Genomic DNA, 17466 nt, shown 5'->3' with positions numbered 1-17466 from the left:
AATAGAACACATGTTCCCTTGATCGTGCGACCCGGTTTTCCGCGCACGTCGGAGCACCCCTCCTGCGCCCCGGCGGGACCCCTTTCGACGCCCCATGGAGGCCCCGATTTGGGGGGTCGGGCCGCCTGGTGGTTGGCTTGCCGCACACCCCGAGTCACCAAGTGCTGGAGGAAGTGCAATGGCGCAGGTCGAGGCCACGACGGAGCGGGTCATCGCGGCGGACGCGGAGGCGGTGTTCGACGCCCTGGCCGACTACAGCGGCACGCGCGCGAAGCTGCTGCCCGAGCACTTCAGCGAGTACGAGGTGCGCGAGGGCGGCGACGGCGAGGGCACCCTCGTCCACTGGAAGCTCCAGGCAACCAGCAAGCGCGTGCGCGACTGCCTGCTCGAGGTCACCGAGCCCACCGACGGCGAGCTCGTCGAGAAGGACCGCAACTCCTCCATGGTCACCACCTGGCGGGTCACCCCGGCCGGCGAGGGCAAGTCCCGCGTGGTCGTCACCACCGTCTGGGACGGCGCGGGCGGCATCGGCGGCTTCTTCGAGAAGACCTTCGCGCCCAAGGGCCTCGGCAGGATCTACGACCTGGTGCTCGACAAGCTCGCCACCGAGACGCAGAAGTAGCCCGGGCGCACGCCTCTTTGGTGGCCGCTCGGCCCAAGAGCCAACTCTCCGGGGCGCGTTGTCACCCTCACCGTTTCGGGTGGATCTCCTGGCGACGCGGCGATACGCCGTAACTCGTCGTGCTTGCTCACAGTTGTCGCGATAAGCGGGAATTGTGCGGTGGGCGCGACGAGGGGAGCGGTACGTGGGCGGGATCACTCTGGTGCAGGACGAGCCGGCTGCCGCGCCCCCGCGGCACTCCCCTCCACCCGCCCCCGGGACCGCACGGCTGAGCCCGCGCCGGGTGCGGCTGGTCTTCGTCGGACTCATGTCCGCGCTGTTGCTCGCCGCCCTCGACCAGATGATCGTGGCCACCGCGCTCCCGAAGATCGTCGGTGAGCTGCACGGCCTGGACAGAATGTCCTGGGCGATCACCGCCTATCTGCTCACCTCCACCGTCGGACTCCCCGTCTACGGCAAGCTCGGCGACCTCTTCGGACGCAAGGGCGTCTTCCAGTTCGCGATCGTCGTCTTCGTGGCCGGTTCGGCATGCTCGGGGCGCGCCCAGAGCATGGACCAGCTGATCGCCTTCCGGGCGATCCAGGGCGTCGGCGCGGGCGGCCTCATGATCGGCGTACAGGCGATCATCGCGGACATCGTGCCGCCCCGCGAGCGCGGCCGCTTCATGGGCCTGATCGGTGCCGCCTTCGGCCTCGCCTCGGTCGCCGGGCCCCTCCTGGGCGGCTACTTCACCGACCACATCTCCTGGCGTTGGTGCTTCTACATCAACGTGCCCTTCGGCCTGCTCACCCTGGCCGTCGTCACCGTCGTGCTGAAGCTGCCCAGGCCTACCGCGCGCGGACGCGTGGACGTACTCGGTGTGCTGCTGCTGGCCGCCGCGTCGACCTGCCTCGTCCTGCTGACCAGTTGGGGCGGCACCGAGTACGCCTGGGGCTCACGGGTCATCATGGGGCTCGGCGCGGGCGCGCTCGTCGCGACCGTCCTCTTCTTCGTCGCCGAGCGCTTCGCCACCGAACCCCTCATCCCGCCACGGCTGTTCAAGGACGGCGTCTTCAACATCACCGCACTGGTGGGGCTCGTCATCGGCGTCGCCCTCTTCGGAGCGGCCAGTTATCTGCCGACCTTCCTGCAGATGGTCGACGGGGCCAGCGCCACCGAGTCCGGACTCCTGATGCTCCCCATGATGGGCGGCATCGTCGGCGCCTCCGTCGTCTGCGGACAGCTCATCAGCCGCACCGGTCGCTACAAGATCTATCCGGTCCTCGGCAGCGCCCTGTCGGCGCTCGGCATGTGGCTGCTGTCCCGGCTCGAAGTCGACACGCCCCGCCTGCAGTACAGCATCTGGATGGCCATCCTCGGCGCGGGCATCGGCATGGTGATGCCGGTCCTGGTCCTCGCCGTGCAGAACTCCGTGCGCCCCGCCGACCTCGGCACCGCGACCAGTGCCAACAACTACTTCCGGCAGATCGGCGGCAGCGTCGGCGCCGCCATCTTCGGCACGCTGTTCGCCCACCGGCTCTCGGACGCGCTCGCCGACCGCCTGCCCGCGCACACGGGCACCGGACTGCCGGACCCCGATTCCATCACCCCGCAACTCGTCCACTCCCTGCCCGGGGCCCTGCGCGACGACTACATCCGTGCCTACGCGGACGCCATGCCGCGGATCTTCCTCTATCTCGTCCCCGTGCTCGTCCTGGGCCTACTGATCGCCTGCTTCCTCAAGGAGAAACCGCTGGTGTCCCACAACGCCCCCACCGCCGACCCGGCCACCGCACCGGTGAACGCCCCGATCCCGCAGGCCCGTTCGTCCTACGCCGCCGGGATCCCCGTCTGCGGCACCGTGCAGCACCCCGACGGGACCGTCGTGCCGCGCGCCGCGCTCACCCTCATCGACATCGCCGGACAGCAGATCGGACGGGGCGCCAGCGGCGAGGACGGGCGGTACGCGCTGTCCACGCCCGGATCGGGGTCGTACGTCCTGATCGCCGCGGCCGGCGGCCACCAGCCGCAGGCCGTCTCGGTGACGATCGGCGAGCGCCCCGTGGAACTGGACGTCGTCCTCGGCGGCGCCGGGCGCCTCGCCGGCAGCGTGCTGACCGCGGACGGCACCCCCGTGCGCGACGCCACCGTCACGCTCACCAACGTCCACGGGGAAGTCGTGGCCACCACCCGCAGCGGACGCGAAGGCGGCTATGTCATCACGGAGCTGGTGGCGGGCGAGTACACCCTCGCCGCCAGTGCGCCCGCGTTCCGCCCGGCCGCCCTGCCCGTCAGCGTGCAGGCCTCCCGCGAGACCCGCCAGGACGTCGAACTCGCGGGCGGCGCCGTCCTGCGCGGCACCGTGCGGGCAGGCGGCGGCCGGCCCGTCGAGGACGCGCGTGTGACGCTCCTGGACGCCGCGGGCAACGTGGTGGACACACTCACCACCCGTGCGGACGGGACGTTCCGGTTCGTCGACCTCTCCTCCGGCGAGTACACCGTCATCGCGGCGGGCTACCCGCCGGTGGCCACCGTGCTCCAAGTGGCCGGTGGGGGGCGCACGGAGCGGGATCTGCAGCTCGGCCACGAAGACTGAACGGCCACCGCGGGAACCCTCCCGGAGGCGGCCGTGCGCCGGAGCCGCCCCCTGGAAAGGTCAATTCCCGTATTGCCACACATCGCGACGGGCCGCAGCCGTACGGTAGTGAAGGCGGCACAGATCTTGCGGAGCCGTGGGGAGAAGGGGCCTCGGCCATGGAGAGCGGCACAGCAAGCGGCACCGAAAGTGGCACCGAAGTGGGCGCACCTCTCAGCCGCGGAGCTGGGAACGGCGTGGTGGAGCACACCGACGCCGGGCGCATCCCGCTGGCCGTGGTCGTCGTCGACCGCGACGGACTGGTGTCCCACTGGAGCACGGGCGCCCGGCGGCAGTTCGGCGTGCCCAAGGAGGACGCGGTGGGCCGCCCCGCCGTCGACCTGCTCCCCGTCGCCGGTGCGCTCCCCGACGAGGACGAGACCGCGCCCTACGGGGCGTACGCGGCGTACGACGGACTCGGCCCCGGCCTGGAGTCCTCCATCGACGGACGGTTCTCCTACCCGGCCGCCGGACGCGCCCGGCTGACCGTGCCCGAGCGGGGTCGCGTGGACGTCCTGTGGTGGGCGTACCCGCTGATCGGCCCCGGACCGGAGCGGCTGCTCGTGCTCGCCGCCGACGCGGACGCGCTGCGCCACGAGGACGAAGAGCTGGCGATCGAGCGGATCGCGCCCGGCTTCGCGCTGCACACCGACTTCCCCGGCGCCGAGGAACTGGCCCGCAGACTGCCCGAGATCCTGCCCAGCATGAGCGTGGGCGAGGGCGCCCGTATCGTCTCCCAGGTCCTCGAACTGGGTTACCCCGTCCTGGAGTTCAGCCAGAACGACCGGGTCCCGGTGACTCCCGACTGGGGTGTGCCCCGGCGCGCCGAACGCAAGGCACGCCGTGAGCGCGCGGCGCGCGCGACGGCCATGGGCGAGCCCCTGCCGCAGGAGCTCCAGGACGAGGAGGGCGAGGACCTCGAGTACGTCGCCGTCCGCGAACGCCTGGAGTTCCTCAACGAGGTCAGCGGGCGGATAGGCACCTCGCTCGACCTCGCGCAGACGATCCTCGAAGTCAGCCGGGCCGTGGTGCCGCGCTTCACGGACGTGGCGGGCACCTATCTGCGCGAACAGGTCATCGCCGGTGAGGGCTTCCCCGACGGTGCTCCCGACACGACCACCATGTGGCACCGCGTCGCCGTCGAGCACACCGACGAGCCGGGCCGCTGGGACGACGTCGTGCCGGTCGGCGAGGCCATGCCGTTCCCCGCGCACACACCGTTCTTCCAGTGCATGACCACCGGCGATCCCGTCCTCGTGCCGCGTATCAGCGAGCAGATGGGGCACATGATCGCCGCGCAGTTCGAGAAGCGCGACATCAGGCCGCTGATCACCAACCGCTCCATGCTGGTCGTGCCCCTGAAGGCCCGTAACGTGGTCCTCGGGTTCATGATCCTGCTGCGCCACCCGGAGCGCGTCGAGTTCAACGACATGGACCGGGTCACCGGCGCCGAACTCGCGGCCCGTGCGGGCCTCGTCCTCGACAACGCGCGCATGTACACCTACCAGGAGAGCGTCGCCGAGACCCTCCAGGACAGCATGCTGCCGCACATCGCGCCCCGCATGGCCGGCTGTGACATCGCCACCCGCTATCTGCCCGGCACCCTGCTGGGACGCGTCGGCGGCGACTGGTTCGACTCGGTGAAGCTGCCCGGCTCCCGCACCGCCCTCGTCGTCGGCGACGTGATGGGCCACGGCCTCAACTCCGCCGCGATGATGGGCCAGTTGCGTACGGCGGTACAGACGATGGCGGCGCTCGACCTGCCGCCCGCCCAACTCCTGCGCAACCTCGACGATCTGGCCCAGCGGCTCGGCGAGCACTACCTCGCGACCTGTCTGTACGCGGTCTACGACCCCATCGCCGGCGAGCTGCGGATCGCCAACGCGGGCCACATCCCGCCCGTCCTGGTCCGTGCCGCGGACGGCCACAGCGAGCTGCTGGACCTGCCGACCGGCGCGCCCATCGGGGTCGGCGGCGTGCCCTTCGAGGCGGTGCGTGTGCCGGTGGCGCCGGGCGACCGGCTCGTGATGTGCACCGACGGACTGGTCGAGGTGCGCGGCGAGGACATCGGCGTCGGCCTCGCCACGCTCTGCGAGTCCGCCGCCCACCCGGCCGCGTCCATGGACGACGCCTGCGACACGATCATCCGCGCCCTCAACACCCGCGGCGGCCGCAAGGACGACGTGGCGCTGCTGATGGCCCGGCTGAACGGCATCGAACCCGAGGACGTCGCCGAGTGGCGGCTCTCACTCGACCCGGTCGAGGCCGGCCGGGCCCGCGCCGTGGTCCGCGAACAGCTCCACGACTGGGGCCTGGCCCGGCTGGCCGACCCCGCCGAGTCGATGGTCAGCGAGCTGGTGACCAACGCCGTACGGCACGCGCACAGCCGCCACATCGAACTGCGGCTCGTGCGCGGCGACACCCTGATGTGCGAGGTCGCCGACGACGACCACACCCTGCCGACGCTGCTCAGCGCGGGCCCCGACGACGAGTCCGGCCGCGGTCTGCGTGTCGTCAGCACGCTGGCCCGCGAGTGGGGCGCGAGCCGCACCAGCGCAGGCAAGACCGTGTGGTTCGAACTGACCCTGCCGAGGCGCCGACCCGGGGCGCGTATCGGCGTACACGGATCGAAATGAACCGCGCGGGAATGTGCCTCATGCTTGTCGCCGCACGCCGGGCGCGATAGACCGATCTCGCCCGCCACCCTCGGCGGGCCACGGTGGCGACCTGGGGAGCGGGCATGAGCGTGACACGTCGGTACAGGGAGGCCTGGGAGGGCTTCTGGCGCGAGGCCCCCGAGGAGCAGGGAGCCGTCTTCTGGGACGCGGACCCCGCACTGACCGCCGGCGTCCATCTCGCCCTCTTCGAGCCGTACCTGTCGGCTCACGATCTGCCGGTCGTGGACCTGGGCTGCGGCAACGGCACCCAGACCCGCTTTCTGGCCGACCGCTTCCGGCATGTGCTCGGCGCCGACCTCGCGCCCGCCGCGCTCGAGCACGCCCGCCTCGCCGACCCCGCGGGCCAGGCGACGTACCGGCTGCTCGACGCGGCCGAGAAGACCGAGGCACAGACCCTGCACGCGGAGCTGGGTGACGCCAACGTCTATATGCGGGGTGTGCTCCACCAGTGCGAGCCGGACGACCGCCAGCCGCTGGTGGACGCTCTCGCCACCCTGGTGGGGGAGCGCGGCCGGGCCTTTCTCGTGGAACTCTCCGAAGCCGCCCGGCCGGTCCTGATGGGCCTGGCCCAGAGCTCGGACGGACCGCCGCCCAAGCTGGCCCCCGTCTTCCGGCACGGCATTGCGCCCGGTGAGGTGTCCGACGACGCGGTCCCCGACTACCTTCGCGCGGCGGGCCTGACCGTCCTCGCGAGCGGTGAACTACCGCTGGTGACCACCGAGTTCACGCCCGACGGCAGGCGGATCGAGCTGCCGTCGAAGTGGCTGGTGGCAGGGCGCACGGCCGGCTGAGCAGGGCGCGCGGGTACGGCGTCACCTGCCGGTCGGTGACGCCGTACCCCTTCATGGTGGCCGTTGGGTCAGTGGCCGGGCCAGCCGTCCAGGTGACGGTGGACCGCGACGGCGGGCGCGTCCGGGGCCTTCGGCGCGCCTGCCACCGCGTCGTGCAGGACGTCGGTGACCTCCGCGGCCAGTGAATCGACCTTCGTCTTGAGGTCGGTGGCCGGGATCTTGGACCGGGTCAGGTCGTCCAGCCTGCGGTGGATGTCGGTGAGCTTGCGCTGCGCGGTGGCGTCCAGGGTGAACGGACGGGCGGTGGACACCACGAACTGGTAGGCACCGGCGAGGGTTTGGCAGCCGTCGCAGTGCTCGTTGGCCGCGTCGCTGAGGTTCACCGCGTTCAGGTGGGTGTTCTGGCCCGCCAGCGTGACGATCTGGAAGGACAGCGCGACCGACCGGCAGTGCGCGTCGACCGAGCAGCCGACGGAGACCGCGTTGGCCTGGTTGCGCACGCCCACGGCTTTCGCCGTGCCGAGCTGCCGCACGGTGAAGGAGTCCTTGACCTGGGTCGGATGCGCCCGGTCGGCGTGACTGAAGGTGTGGTCCTCCGCGACGGCATGCCGGGCGACGGCGCCCGCCGCCGCGGTCGCGGCCTGGGCCGGGACGGCCGTGGCGATACCGGCCGCGCCGGCCGCGAACAGGCCTATGCGCATGGCTCGTTGGGAGAGGCTCCGGCCGACTGGGCGAGGCTTGCGGTGCGTGTTCGGATGGGTACTCACATGGGTCTCCTGCGGTCGTGGTTCGTCGGGACGACGGCCACCGGGCGGTGATCGCCGAGGGCGGTCACGGGGTGGCCGGGCTCGGTGCGCCGGTCGCGCTGACGGATTCGGTCGGCGTCGGCGGATCCGTCGTGGGCGCCGGTGGGGACGACGGGGCGGACGGCGACGTGTCGGGGGGATCGGACGGACCGACGGGCGGACCGGCCGAGGCGGAACCCGTCGTGCCCGTACCGCCGGCCGGTGTGGTCGGCTTCTTGGACGGGGAGGCGCCGGGTGACGTGGAGGCCGAGGCGTCCGGGCTCGGCGAGGCCGACACGCTCGGCGTGGTGGTGGCCGTGGAGCCGGGGGACGCGGCACCGGACGGCTGGGCCGCCGAGGTGTCGGACGGGGACGTGTGCGGCCGGGGCACGCCGGCGTGCCGGGCGGGCGGCTCGGCCGTGGATACGCCGGGCTGGAGGATCGGCGCGATCGGCGGACGCTTCGGCAGCGGCTCCGGTGTCACACCGGACACCCACGCGTAGCTCAGCGTGCCGAGGCCCAGCAGTGCCAGCGCGCACAGCCCCACCCGTAGCGTGGGCTTGTCCGCCGTCGACCGCTTCGCGGCGCGGAAGACCCGGCCGCCCAGCTTGAGCGACAGATAGATCACGCCGACCATCGGGCACAGCAGCATGAAGCAGCCGATGACGCCCATCAGGGCCGCGGCGACCTGACCGCCCGCGAAGGCGTCCCCGGTTCCCACGACCTGGTCGGTGAGCGAGCGGACCATCGTCGCGACGATCCGCGGCAGGTTCCACAGCGCGTACCCGAGCTCGCCGATCAGCAGCGGGACCATGGTCAGGACCCAGGTGGTGATGATGGTCCGGGACGACTTCTTCAGCCCGACGACCTCGGCGCGCGCCGCCTTGCCGCGCCGGCCCGGCACCGTGCTGAGCAGAATCGGTTTGATCTTGCCGTAGAGATCCGGGACGCCGGCCAGGTCGCCCAGGATGTAGTAGCCGTCCAGCCGGACGGCCGGCATCAGCTGCTCCAGGATCTCGAAGTGCCCGAGATAGACCGCGGCCAGGAAGAACTGCTGCCCGGTGGCGAAGTACGCGCCCGCCATCCCGAGCATGAACACGACGTTGAAGTACACCCCGCCCAGGTCGGTACGGAGCCGTCCGGCCCGGCCGATCCGGTAGATGTCCGTCACGTCGGTGTACATGGACGGCCAGATGAGGAAGAGCCCGCAGCCGATGCAGCCCGGCCGTGCGCCCCCGTATCTGCACGCCGAGGCGTGGCCGAACTCGTGGAAGACCAGCGAGGCCACGGTGAGCGCGAACACGACGAGCATCAGGAGCGGCTGGTCGAGGACCTGGAGCACGGGTTCCACCGCGCCGAAGAAGCCGAACAGCCAGACGTCCATGGCCACGGCCGCCGCCAGCATCAGCACGACCACCGTGGGGCGGTGCAGCCAGGCCAGCGAGCGGGCGATCCGGCCGGCCCTGCGCTCGTTGAAGATGATCCGGTGCCCCTTGAGGGCGAGGAGCAGGTCGGAGCGCGGCGCGGAGACCTCGTCCTCCTCCTTGCCCTCCGGCACGGTGACGCCGAGCGGGTCGAGTTTCTCCTCGACCAGGAAACGCACGTTGTCGGCGCTGAGCTCACGGCCGTAGCGGGCGCTGACCCGGTGCGAGATGGTCTCGATGTCGTTCACGCCGTCGATCGCGGAGGCGACCAGGTACAGCAGCCGTGAGAGCTGCACGACCTGGCCGTCTCCGCGGCGCGCGATGTACTTCGGCTCGGTGAAACCCGAACCCTGGTACTCCCCGTGCAGTTTGAGCCCGGAGCTCAGCCGAGGCACCGGCAGCGCCTCGACGCCGACGCCGACGACCGGCAGGCTTCCCGTGGCGAACTGCTCGTAGGTGACCGGGATTCCTCCCGGTCCCGGCACCGGCGACCCGGTGTCGTACAGCAACGTGGGCCCGTCCCCCAGCGCCGTCATTTCTGGTCCTTCCCCCCCCAAGGGCGGACCGCGCCCGCCCCCGGGCGCGGTCCGCCGAACTGCCGTTGTGCGCGGCGGGTGTTACTGCGTGACGTTGATCGCCTGGTTGGCGCTGGACTCGGCCACCGACCAGCTGGAGTGGTCGTTCAGGGCGGCCGACTCGTTGTGGGCGCTGATGTTGGCGACGTGCTTGGTCACGTTGGTCGTACGGCCGAAGCTGAACTTCAGGCGGCCCAGGGCCTCGCGGCCCGGCAGCAGCTCGGCGGACTCGGACTGCAGCTCGTTCATGTCCATGCTCATGGGATGTCCTTTCGGGACGTGGTTCGTTGATGCGGGTGTGGTGATGGCACAGAGGCGGATGCGGGCGAGCATCCGGTGATACGGAGGCGGGCGAGCCTCCGGTGCCGGTTACTGGTGGACGTTGATGGCCTGCGAGGCGCCCGAGGACGCGTCCGACCAGCTGGAGTGGTCGTTCAGGGCGGCCGACTGGTTGGAGGCGTCGATGTTGGCGACGTGCTTGGTCACGTTGACGGTCTTGCCGAAGCTGAACTTCAGCCGACCGAGGGCCTCGCGACCCGGCAGCAGCTCGGCGGTCTCGGTGTCGAGTTCACGGTTGTCCATCATGATCAATTCCCCCTCAGGGATGGGCATTTCCGATCGGACAGAGGCTGGTTCCCCCCAAACTCTGTCCAATCTGGTCGGACGTGCTGTCCAACGAGATTGGACAGTAGTCGCCCCGAAGCTCGCCGCGCAAGCCGTTCGGGGAAACACTTCTGGGGCCGGAGCGAAGCCCCCCGTAGAATCGATCCCGCTTGGAAGAGTTCCGCCCGGCGGCGAGCAGGAAGTGACCATCGGTGGCCAACGCACTGCAGCAGATCATCAGAGATCGCCTCGACCGCGAAGGCTGGTCCTACGGCGAGGTGGCACGTCGGGGCGGCATTCCGCGCTCCACGGTCCACCACCTGGCCACGGCCGAGCGGGTGGTGCGCATGCCCCAGCCCAGCACGCTCGAAGGACTGTCCAAGGGGCTTGGACTGTCGTTGGACACCGTGCGGAGGGCTGCCGCGGAGGCGTGCGGGATCCATGTCTACGCGGCCGACGCCCCGCCCGCCGGAGGCAAGCCCGGCGCACCCGCCGACCCCGAGGTCGACCTGCTCATCGCCAGCGTCCAGCAACTCTCGGCCGACGACCGCCGCCATGTCGCCGCCCTGGTCGAATCCCTGCTGGGCCGCGACGCGCGACGCGGCTAGCCGCTGCCGGGGTGCGGCACCGGGGGCGGGCCCCAGCGGGCCCTGCCCGGCACCGGCCGGCAGGAGCCGTCGGTGGAGGGTGGCGACGCCCATGCCCACGAGGGTGGGCCGATGTCCGTTGGTGTGCCTCCGCGTCTACGGCGGTGGCTCGCATTCGGGTGATGGGGGACGGAGTGGTGCCGTAGGGCCGGGTGGACCGGGGCGGCGGTGGTGTTCCGTGGGTGTGCGTCGGATGTCGGATGGCCTCGTCAAGGGGACGTTGACCTCGGTTCGGTCCGTACGGTCGCTTCGCCGAAGGCGCCCCATGGGCTTTGGCCCCGGTCAACGGCCGTACGGCGAAGACGCCCGTCCGAGTGCTCCGGTTCCGCTTCCGGGGGTTCCCGGTAAAAGAATCCAGAACGGCCGAAACCCCCAGGATCCGCAGCTAGTCTCTCGTTCTGCTCGGGGCACGTGAGCCGCACGACCCCTGTGTCACCCAGGGGGACATGTGCTGTTCGTGCACGGAGGACCCACCACCGCCGTGGTCCGGGGCAGTACGGGCGAGTCCGTCGTCCTCCTCTCCGGTGAGCTGCCCGACATACTGACCGAGAGCGCACTCGGTGAACTTCTCGACCTCGCGGCGGCCGTCCTCGACGAGGAGGAGCTGAAACTCTTCCGGCGCTGCCTCGACGCCCTCGTCCGGGGCGAGGGCGGTACCCCGCGCCGCATCGAACTCGACGGTGTCGTACTGACCGTTTTCGAGGACTGATCCGGACAGGCCTTGGTTCTCTGAGCCGCATGAGGTTCTGGAACGAGAACGCCACCCCGCGGATCACCGTTCGCGGCCGCGCCGAGATCACCACCTTCTTCGAGGGCCTGGAAACCTGACGGGGCCGGTCGGGGCGGGGCAGGGCGGGTCAGGGTGGTGACGTCCGTGGACGGCCTCCTGGCCCGGCCGTGCGTCGCCACGTAACGTGACACGACATGGAGACAGCCGCTGACCTGTGCCGGAAGGGTGCGTCGTGAAGATCCTCATCAGCGCCGACATGGAGGGCGCGACCGGGGTGACCTGGCCCGCCGACGTGTTGCCGGGGACACCGCAGTGGGAACGCTGCCGGTCGATGTTCACCTCGGACGTCAACGCCGCCGTCCTCGGCTTCTTCGACGGCGGCGCCGACCAGGTGGTGATCAACGAGGCCCACTGGTCCATGCGGAACCTGCTGCTGGAGCGGCTCGACGAGCGGGCCGAGCTGCTCACCGGACGGCACAAGACGCTGTCCATGGTGGAGGGCGTGCAGCACGGCGACATCGACGGGATCGCCTTCGTCGGCTACCACACGGGCGCCGGCACGGAGGGCGTCCTCGCGCACACCTACCTCGCCAACTCCATCACCGGCGTGTGGGTGAACGACGTACGCGCCAGTGAGGGACTGCTCAACTCGCATGTCGTCGCCGAGTTCGGGGTACCCGTCGTGCTCGTCACCGGTGACGACCTGACCTGCGAGGACGCGCTCGGCTACGCACCCGAGGCACTCAAGGTCGCCGTCAAGGACCATGTGTCGCGGTACGCGGCGGTCTGCCGTACGCCCGCCAGGACCGCCGCCGACATCCGGGCCGCGGCCAAGGAGGCGGCCGCCCTGGCGGTACGTCAGGAACCGCTCGTGGGAGGCCCGTTCACCGTGGCGCTCGAATTCGACGCCGAGCACCTGTCGATGGCGGCCACCGTCGTGCCGGGCGTGCGGCGCATCGGAGAGCGGAAGGTGGCGTACACCAGCGACACCATGTACGAGGGGATTCGCACCTTCAAGGCGGTCACCACGATCGTCTCGGCCGCGGTGGAGGAGCAGTATGGCTGACCAGAGGGTCACGAGCGAGCGGGCTGTGGAAGAACGGGCGATGGAAGAACGGGTCGTGGACGAGCGGGCGTTGGACGAGGTCGTACGGTTCACCTCCGACCTCATCCGTATCGACACCACCAACCGGGGCGGCGGCGACTGCCAGGAGCGTCCCGCCGCCGAGTACGCCGCCGCGCGGCTCGCGGAAGCGGGCCTCGAACCCACGCTGCTGGAGCGCACCAAGGGTCGTACGAACGTCGTCGCCCGGCTCGAAGGCACCGACCCGTCCGCCGACGCGCTGCTCGTCCACGGTCACCTCGACGTGGTGCCCGCGCAGGCCGACGACTGGAGCGTGCACCCGTTCTCCGGGGAGGTCCGCGACGGGGTTGTGTGGGGGCGCGGTGCGGTAGACATGAAGAACATGGACGCGATGATCCTTGCGGTCGTACGCCTGTGGGCGCGCCTCGGCGTCAGGCCCCGGCGCGACCTGGTGATCGCGTTCACGGCCGACGAGGAGGCGAGCGCGGAGGACGGCTCCGGGTTCCTCGCCGACCACCATCCGGGACTGTTCGAGGGCTGCACCGAGGGCATCAGCGAGTCCGGGGCGTTCACCTTCCACGACGGCGCGGGCCGGGAGCTGTACCCGATCGCGGCGGGGGAGCGCGGCACCGGCTGGCTCAAGCTCACCGCGCGCGGGCGGGCGGGCCACGGCTCCAAGGTGAACCGGGCGAACGCGGTGACCCGGCTGGCCGAGGCGATCGCCCGGATCGGCGCGTACGAATGGCCCCTCAGACTCACTCCGACGGTCAGCGCCGCACTCACCGAACTCGCCACGCTGTACGGCGTCGACGCGGACCTGGACGACGTCGACGGGCTCCTCGACAAGCTCGGGCCCGCCGCGAAGCTCGTCGAGGCGACGGTCCGCAACAGCGCCAACCCGACCATGCTCAGCGCCGGTTACAAGGTCAACGTGATTCCGGGAGAGGCCGTCGCCCATGTGGACGGCCGCTATCTGCCGGGCGGCGAGGAGGAGTTCCGCACCACCCTCGACCGGCTCACCGGGCCGGACGTGGAGTGGGAGTTCCACCACCACGAGGTCGCCCTCCAGTCGCCGTTGGACTCGCCGACGTACGCCAGGATGCGCGCCGCCGTCGAGGAGTTCGCGCCGGAGGGGCATGTGGTGCCGTACTGCATGTCGGGCGGCACGGACGCCAAGCAGTTCTCACGCCTCGGCATCACCGGTTACGGCTTCGCCCCGCTCAAGCTCCCCGAGGGCTTCGACTACCAGGCCCTCTTCCACGGTGTCGACGAACGCGTTCCCGTCGAGGCGCTGCACTTCGGCGTCCGCGTCCTCGACCGCTTCCTGCGCACGGCCTAGAGAGGACAGGATGCAGAACCTGCCGTACGGATCGTGGCCCTCGCCCATCGACGCGGCGCTCGCCGCCGCGCACGACGGGCACCCCGAGTTCGTCGGCTTCGTCGGCGACGAGACGTGGTGGACCGAACCCCGGCCCGCGGAGGGCGGACGGCGCACGCTCGTACGCCGACGCGCCGACGGCACTCAGGAGCCGGTGCTGTCGGCCCCCTGGAACGTGCGCAGCCGGGTGATCGAGTACGGCGGGCAGCCCTGGGCCGGCGAGATGCGCCCCGAGGGGCCGTTCGTGGTGTTCGTGAACTTCGCCGACCAGCGGCTCTACGCGTACGAGCCCGACGCCCCGGACGCGCGGCCGCGCCCGCTGACCCCCGTGTCCCCGGTGGGCGGCGGACTGCGCTGGGTCGACCCGCGGTTGCGCCCCGAGCTGGGCGAAGTGTGGTGTGTGCTGGAGGAGTTCACCGGGGAAGGACCCACCGACGTACGTCGGGTCGTGGCCGCGGTGCCGCTCGACGGGTCGGCGGCGCAGGACCGCGACGCGGTGCGCGAACTCACCGACGGCAGCCACCGGTTCGTCACAGGACCCCGGCTCTCGCCCGACGGCGCGCAGGCGGCCTGGCTCGCCTGGGACCACCCGCGCATGCCTTGGGACGGCACCGAACTGATCCTCGCCGACGTCACCGAGCACGGCATCCTGCGCGGCGCGCGGTCCGTCGCGGGCGGACCGGAGGAGTCGATCGCCCAGGCGGACTGGACCTCCGACGGCACCCTCCTGTACGCCAGCGACCGCACCGGCTGGTGGAACCTCTACCGGCTCGGGGAGGACACGCCTGTCTGCCCTCGGGAGGAGGAGTTCGGCGGGCCGCTGTGGAAGATCGGGTACCGCTGGTTCGCGCCGCTGGAGAGCGGGCTCGTCGCCGTCGTGCACGGCCGGGACGCCACCGCCCTCGGGATATTGGATCCGGAGACCGGCGAGGTCGTCGACGCGGCAGGCCCCTGGACCGAGTTCACCCCGACGCTCGACGCCCACGGCAGCCGGATCGTGGGCGTCGCCGCCAGCCCCCGCAGCGCCTACGAGGTCGTCGAACTGGACGCCCGCACCGGCCGCGCCCGGGTGATCGGAGCCGGCCACGCCGACCCGGTGGACCCCACGCACTACCCGGAGCCGCAGATCCGCACCTTCACCGGCCCCGCCGGGCGCGAGGTCCACGCCCACATCTACCCGCCGCACCACCCCGACCACGTGGCACCCGGCGACGAACTGCCGCCCTACGTCGTGTGGGCGCACGGCGGACCCACCGGCCGGGCGCCCCTCGTCCTCGACCTGGAGATCGCCTACTTCACCTCGCGCGGCATCGGCGTCGCCGAGGTCAACTACGGGGGATCGGCGGGGCACGGACGGGAGTACCGCAACCGGCTGCGCGAACAGTGGGGCATCGTCGACGTCGAGGACTGCGCGGCCGTCGCGCTCGCCCTCGCCGAGGAGGGCACCGCCGACCGGCAGCGGCTCGCCATCCGCGGCGGCAGCGCGGGCGGCTGGACCACCGCCGCGTCCCTGACCAGCACCGACGTCTACGCCTGCGGCACGATCCTCTATCCGGTCCTCGACCTCGGCGAATGGGGCTCGGGGGAGACCCACGACTTCGAGTCGCAGTACCTGGAGACGCTGATCGGCCCGCTCGCCGAGGTGCCGGGCCGGTACGTGGAACGCTCGCCCAGCGAGCGCGCCGACCGCATCACCGCGCCCTTCCTGCTCCTGCAGGGCCTGGACGACGTCATCTGTCCGCCCGCACAGTGCGAACGGTTCCTCGCCAGGCTGGCCCGGTCGACCGGGCGACGCGTACCGCACGCCTACCTCACCTTCGAGGGAGAAGGGCACGGATTCCGGCGGGCCGACACCATGGTGCGGGCCCTGGAGGCCGAACTCTCCCTGTACGCCCAGGTCTTCGGCCTGCATCCGCCCGGCGTCCCCACCCTGCGCCTCACCGCACCGGAAGAGCCCGTCACAGCGCCGACGGGATCCGCCCCACCGATCGTGGAGTCCACCCAGTGAAAGCCCTGACCCGTCCCACCCGTCCCACCCGTCTCGCCCCCGGGGCCCGCGTCGCCGTCGTCGCCCCCAGCGGGCCCGTGCCCGAGGAGCGGCTGGCGGCAGGCCTCGACATCCTGCGCGGCTGGGACCTCGACCCCGTCGTGGCACCGCATGTCCTGGACCGCCACCCCGAGTTCACCTACCTCGCGGGCACCGACGCCGACCGGGCCGCCGACCTCCAGACCGCCTGGTGCGACCCGGACGTGGCCGCGGTGCTGTGCGCCCGCGGCGGCTACGGCGCCCAACGCATGGTCGACCTCCTCGACTGGGACGCGATACGGGCCGCCGGGCCCAAGGTGTTCCTCGGCTTCAGCGACATCACGGCGCTGCACGAGGCGTTCGCGAACCGCGCGGGCCTGGTGACCCTGCACGGGCCGATGGTCGCGGCCGTCGACTTCATCAAGAACACGCGGGCACAGGAGCACCTCCGGGCGACCCTCTTCGAACCGGAGACGGTACGGGTGATCGAGTCCGGCGGGGGCGCGGCACCTCTCGTACCCGGCCGCGCCACGGGAGTTGTGCTCGGCGGGTGCCTGAGCTTGCTCGCAGCCGACCTGGGCACCCCGCACGCCCGGACCTCAGCGCGCGGCGGGCTGCTCTGCCTGGAGGACGTGGGCGAGGAGACGTACCGCCTGGACCGGGCGCTCACCCAACTCCTGCGGGCCGGCTGGCTGGACGGGGTCACCGGGATCCTGCTCGGCTCCTGGGCGCGCTGCTCGCCGTACGAGCAAGTGCGCACGCTGCTCACCGACCGGCTCGCCGGGCTCGGGGTGCCGGTCGTCGAGGAGTTCGGATTCGGGCACGGTGAAGGTGCGTTGACGATCCCCTTCGGGGTACGGGCCGAACTCGACGCGGACGCCGGGACCCTGACGCTGGAGAAGCCGGCTCTTGCCTAGGAGCGCTGTCGCGTAGTGTGTCGGGATGCCTGAGAACGCCTCCGCCTATCTCGCCGAGGGCCCCCGCGTGGGCATCCGGCACTTCACCTACGAGGACGCCGCCGAGTTCACCGCACGGGTCCGGGAGAGCAAGGCGCTGCACCAGCCCTGGCTCTTCCCGCCCGCCAGCGTCGACGCGTACGCCGCGTACGCGGGGCGGCTCATCGAGGACCGGACGAAGGCCGGGTTCCTGGTCTGCGAACGGGACAGCGGGGCCATCGCGGGCTTCATCAACATCAACAACATCGTCGAGGGCGGCTTCCTGTGCGGGGCGCTGGGCTACGGCGCCTTCGCACACGCCACGGGGCGCGGGCTCATGGCCGAGGGGCTGGGGCTCGTGGTCCGCCACGCCTTCGGGCCGATGGGGCTGCACCGGCTGGAGATCAACGTCCAGCCCAGGAACTCGGCCTCGATCGCCCTTGCCCGGCGCTGCGGGTTCCGGCTGGAGGGGTTCTCGCCGGACTTCATCTACCTCGACGGGGCATGGCGCGACCACGAGCGATGGGCGATCACCTCGGAGATGCTCCGCTCGAGCTGAACCTCCCTTCGAACG

Annotated in this window: 15 protein-coding genes; 11 read left to right on the top strand and 4 right to left on the bottom strand. The window is 71.4% G+C overall.

The features are described from left to right. The first annotated feature begins 178 nt into the window (after positions 1-178). The 4 genes from OG568_RS11835 (at position 179) to OG568_RS11820 (ending at position 6705) form a co-directional block, all read left to right on the top strand. Positions 179-622 carry an SRPBCC family protein gene (locus OG568_RS11835; RefSeq protein WP_054230290.1) on the top strand — a complete coding sequence of 148 codons (444 nt, stop codon included), beginning with the start codon at positions 179-181 and terminating at the stop codon, positions 620-622. 184 nt (positions 623-806) lie between these two features. Beyond that, positions 807-3197, top strand: coding sequence for an MFS transporter (locus OG568_RS11830; RefSeq protein WP_329531447.1), 2391 nt, complete (start codon positions 807-809; stop codon positions 3195-3197). Between the two features lie 158 nt (positions 3198-3355). Continuing rightward, positions 3356-5872 carry a SpoIIE family protein phosphatase gene (locus OG568_RS11825; RefSeq protein ID WP_329531446.1) on the top strand — a complete coding sequence of 839 codons (2517 nt, stop codon included), beginning with the start codon at positions 3356-3358 and terminating at the stop codon, positions 5870-5872. A gap of 104 nt (positions 5873-5976) precedes the next feature. After that, entirely contained in the window at positions 5977-6705 is a 729-nt protein-coding gene (locus tag OG568_RS11820) for a class I SAM-dependent methyltransferase (protein WP_329531445.1), read from the top strand. 68 nt (positions 6706-6773) lie between these two features. On the opposite strand, the gene OG568_RS11815 is transcribed toward OG568_RS11820, so the two are convergent. The 4 genes from OG568_RS11815 to OG568_RS11800 form a co-directional block, all read right to left on the bottom strand. Next, positions 6774-7472, bottom strand: a complete 699-nt coding sequence (locus OG568_RS11815; protein ID WP_266428490.1) for a hypothetical protein — start codon at positions 7470-7472, stop codon at positions 6774-6776. Positions 7473-7536: 64 nt separating this feature from the next. Next, positions 7537-9450, bottom strand: a complete 1914-nt coding sequence (locus tag OG568_RS11810; RefSeq protein WP_329531444.1) for a hypothetical protein — start codon at positions 9448-9450, stop codon at positions 7537-7539. Between the two features lie 81 nt (positions 9451-9531). After that, positions 9532-9750 (bottom strand): hypothetical protein, encoded by a 219-nt coding sequence (locus tag OG568_RS11805; RefSeq protein ID WP_054230284.1) that lies wholly within the window; start codon positions 9748-9750, stop codon positions 9532-9534. A 108-nt stretch (positions 9751-9858) separates the two neighbouring features. Then, entirely contained in the window at positions 9859-10074 is a 216-nt protein-coding gene (locus OG568_RS11800) for a hypothetical protein (protein ID WP_254649600.1), read from the bottom strand. Positions 10075-10304: 230 nt separating this feature from the next. Between OG568_RS11800 and OG568_RS11795 the strand changes: the two genes are divergently transcribed. The 7 genes from OG568_RS11795 to OG568_RS11765 all read left to right on the top strand — a co-directional run bounded on the left by OG568_RS11795 (position 10305) and on the right by OG568_RS11765 (position 17451). After that, positions 10305-10700, top strand: a complete 396-nt coding sequence (locus OG568_RS11795) for a helix-turn-helix domain-containing protein (protein ID WP_266428465.1) — start codon at positions 10305-10307, stop codon at positions 10698-10700. Between the two features lie 487 nt (positions 10701-11187). Next, the gene (locus tag OG568_RS11790; RefSeq protein ID WP_266428462.1) at positions 11188-11448 is read left to right on the top strand and encodes a hypothetical protein; all 261 of its coding nucleotides are present in this window, start codon (positions 11188-11190) and stop codon (positions 11446-11448) included. A 253-nt stretch (positions 11449-11701) separates the two neighbouring features. Further along, positions 11702-12535, top strand: coding sequence for a M55 family metallopeptidase (locus tag OG568_RS11785; protein ID WP_266428459.1), 834 nt, complete (start codon positions 11702-11704; stop codon positions 12533-12535). 40 nt (positions 12536-12575) lie between these two features. Next, positions 12576-13892 carry a M20/M25/M40 family metallo-hydrolase gene (locus OG568_RS11780; RefSeq protein ID WP_266591555.1) on the top strand — a complete coding sequence of 439 codons (1317 nt, stop codon included), beginning with the start codon at positions 12576-12578 and terminating at the stop codon, positions 13890-13892. Positions 13893-13902: 10 nt separating this feature from the next. Next, positions 13903-15939: a prolyl oligopeptidase family serine peptidase gene (locus tag OG568_RS11775; protein WP_329531443.1), complete on the top strand. Its 2037-nt coding sequence runs from the start codon at positions 13903-13905 to the stop codon at positions 15937-15939. A gap of 5 nt (positions 15940-15944) precedes the next feature. Continuing rightward, positions 15945-16874 (top strand): S66 peptidase family protein, encoded by a 930-nt coding sequence (locus tag OG568_RS11770; protein ID WP_329536332.1) that lies wholly within the window; start codon positions 15945-15947, stop codon positions 16872-16874. 25 nt (positions 16875-16899) lie between these two features. Then, positions 16900-17451: a GNAT family N-acetyltransferase gene (locus OG568_RS11765; RefSeq protein WP_329531442.1), complete on the top strand. Its 552-nt coding sequence runs from the start codon at positions 16900-16902 to the stop codon at positions 17449-17451. Positions 17452-17466: the final 15 nt, after the last annotated feature.

Origin of the sequence: Streptomyces sp. NBC_01450 (assembly GCF_036227505.1) — a bacterium.
GTDB lineage: Bacteria > Actinomycetota > Actinomycetes > Streptomycetales > Streptomycetaceae > Streptomyces.
This window is presented reverse-complemented; position numbering and strand designations above follow the sequence as displayed.

Bases quoted from the DNA above. Each gene is read 5' to 3' on its own strand.
- OG568_RS11835 (WP_054230290.1), top strand. From the start codon at position 179: ATGGCGCAGGTCGAGGCCACGACGGAGCGGGTCATCGCGGCGGACGCG.
- OG568_RS11825 (WP_329531446.1), top strand. From the start codon at position 3,356: ATGGAGAGCGGCACAGCAAGCGGCACCGAAAGTGGCACCGAAGTGGGC.
- OG568_RS11820 (WP_329531445.1), top strand. From the start codon at position 5,977: ATGAGCGTGACACGTCGGTACAGGGAGGCCTGGGAGGGCTTCTGGCGC.
- OG568_RS11810 (WP_329531444.1), bottom strand. From the start codon at position 9,450: ATGACGGCGCTGGGGGACGGGCCCACGTTGCTGTACGACACCGGGTCG.
- OG568_RS11805 (WP_054230284.1), bottom strand. From the start codon at position 9,750: ATGAGCATGGACATGAACGAGCTGCAGTCCGAGTCCGCCGAGCTGCTG.
- OG568_RS11800 (WP_254649600.1), bottom strand. From the start codon at position 10,074: ATGATGGACAACCGTGAACTCGACACCGAGACCGCCGAGCTGCTGCCG.
- OG568_RS11780 (WP_266591555.1), top strand. From the start codon at position 12,576: ATGGAAGAACGGGTCGTGGACGAGCGGGCGTTGGACGAGGTCGTACGG.
- OG568_RS11775 (WP_329531443.1), top strand. From the start codon at position 13,903: ATGCAGAACCTGCCGTACGGATCGTGGCCCTCGCCCATCGACGCGGCG.
- OG568_RS11765 (WP_329531442.1), top strand. From the start codon at position 16,900: ATGCCTGAGAACGCCTCCGCCTATCTCGCCGAGGGCCCCCGCGTGGGC.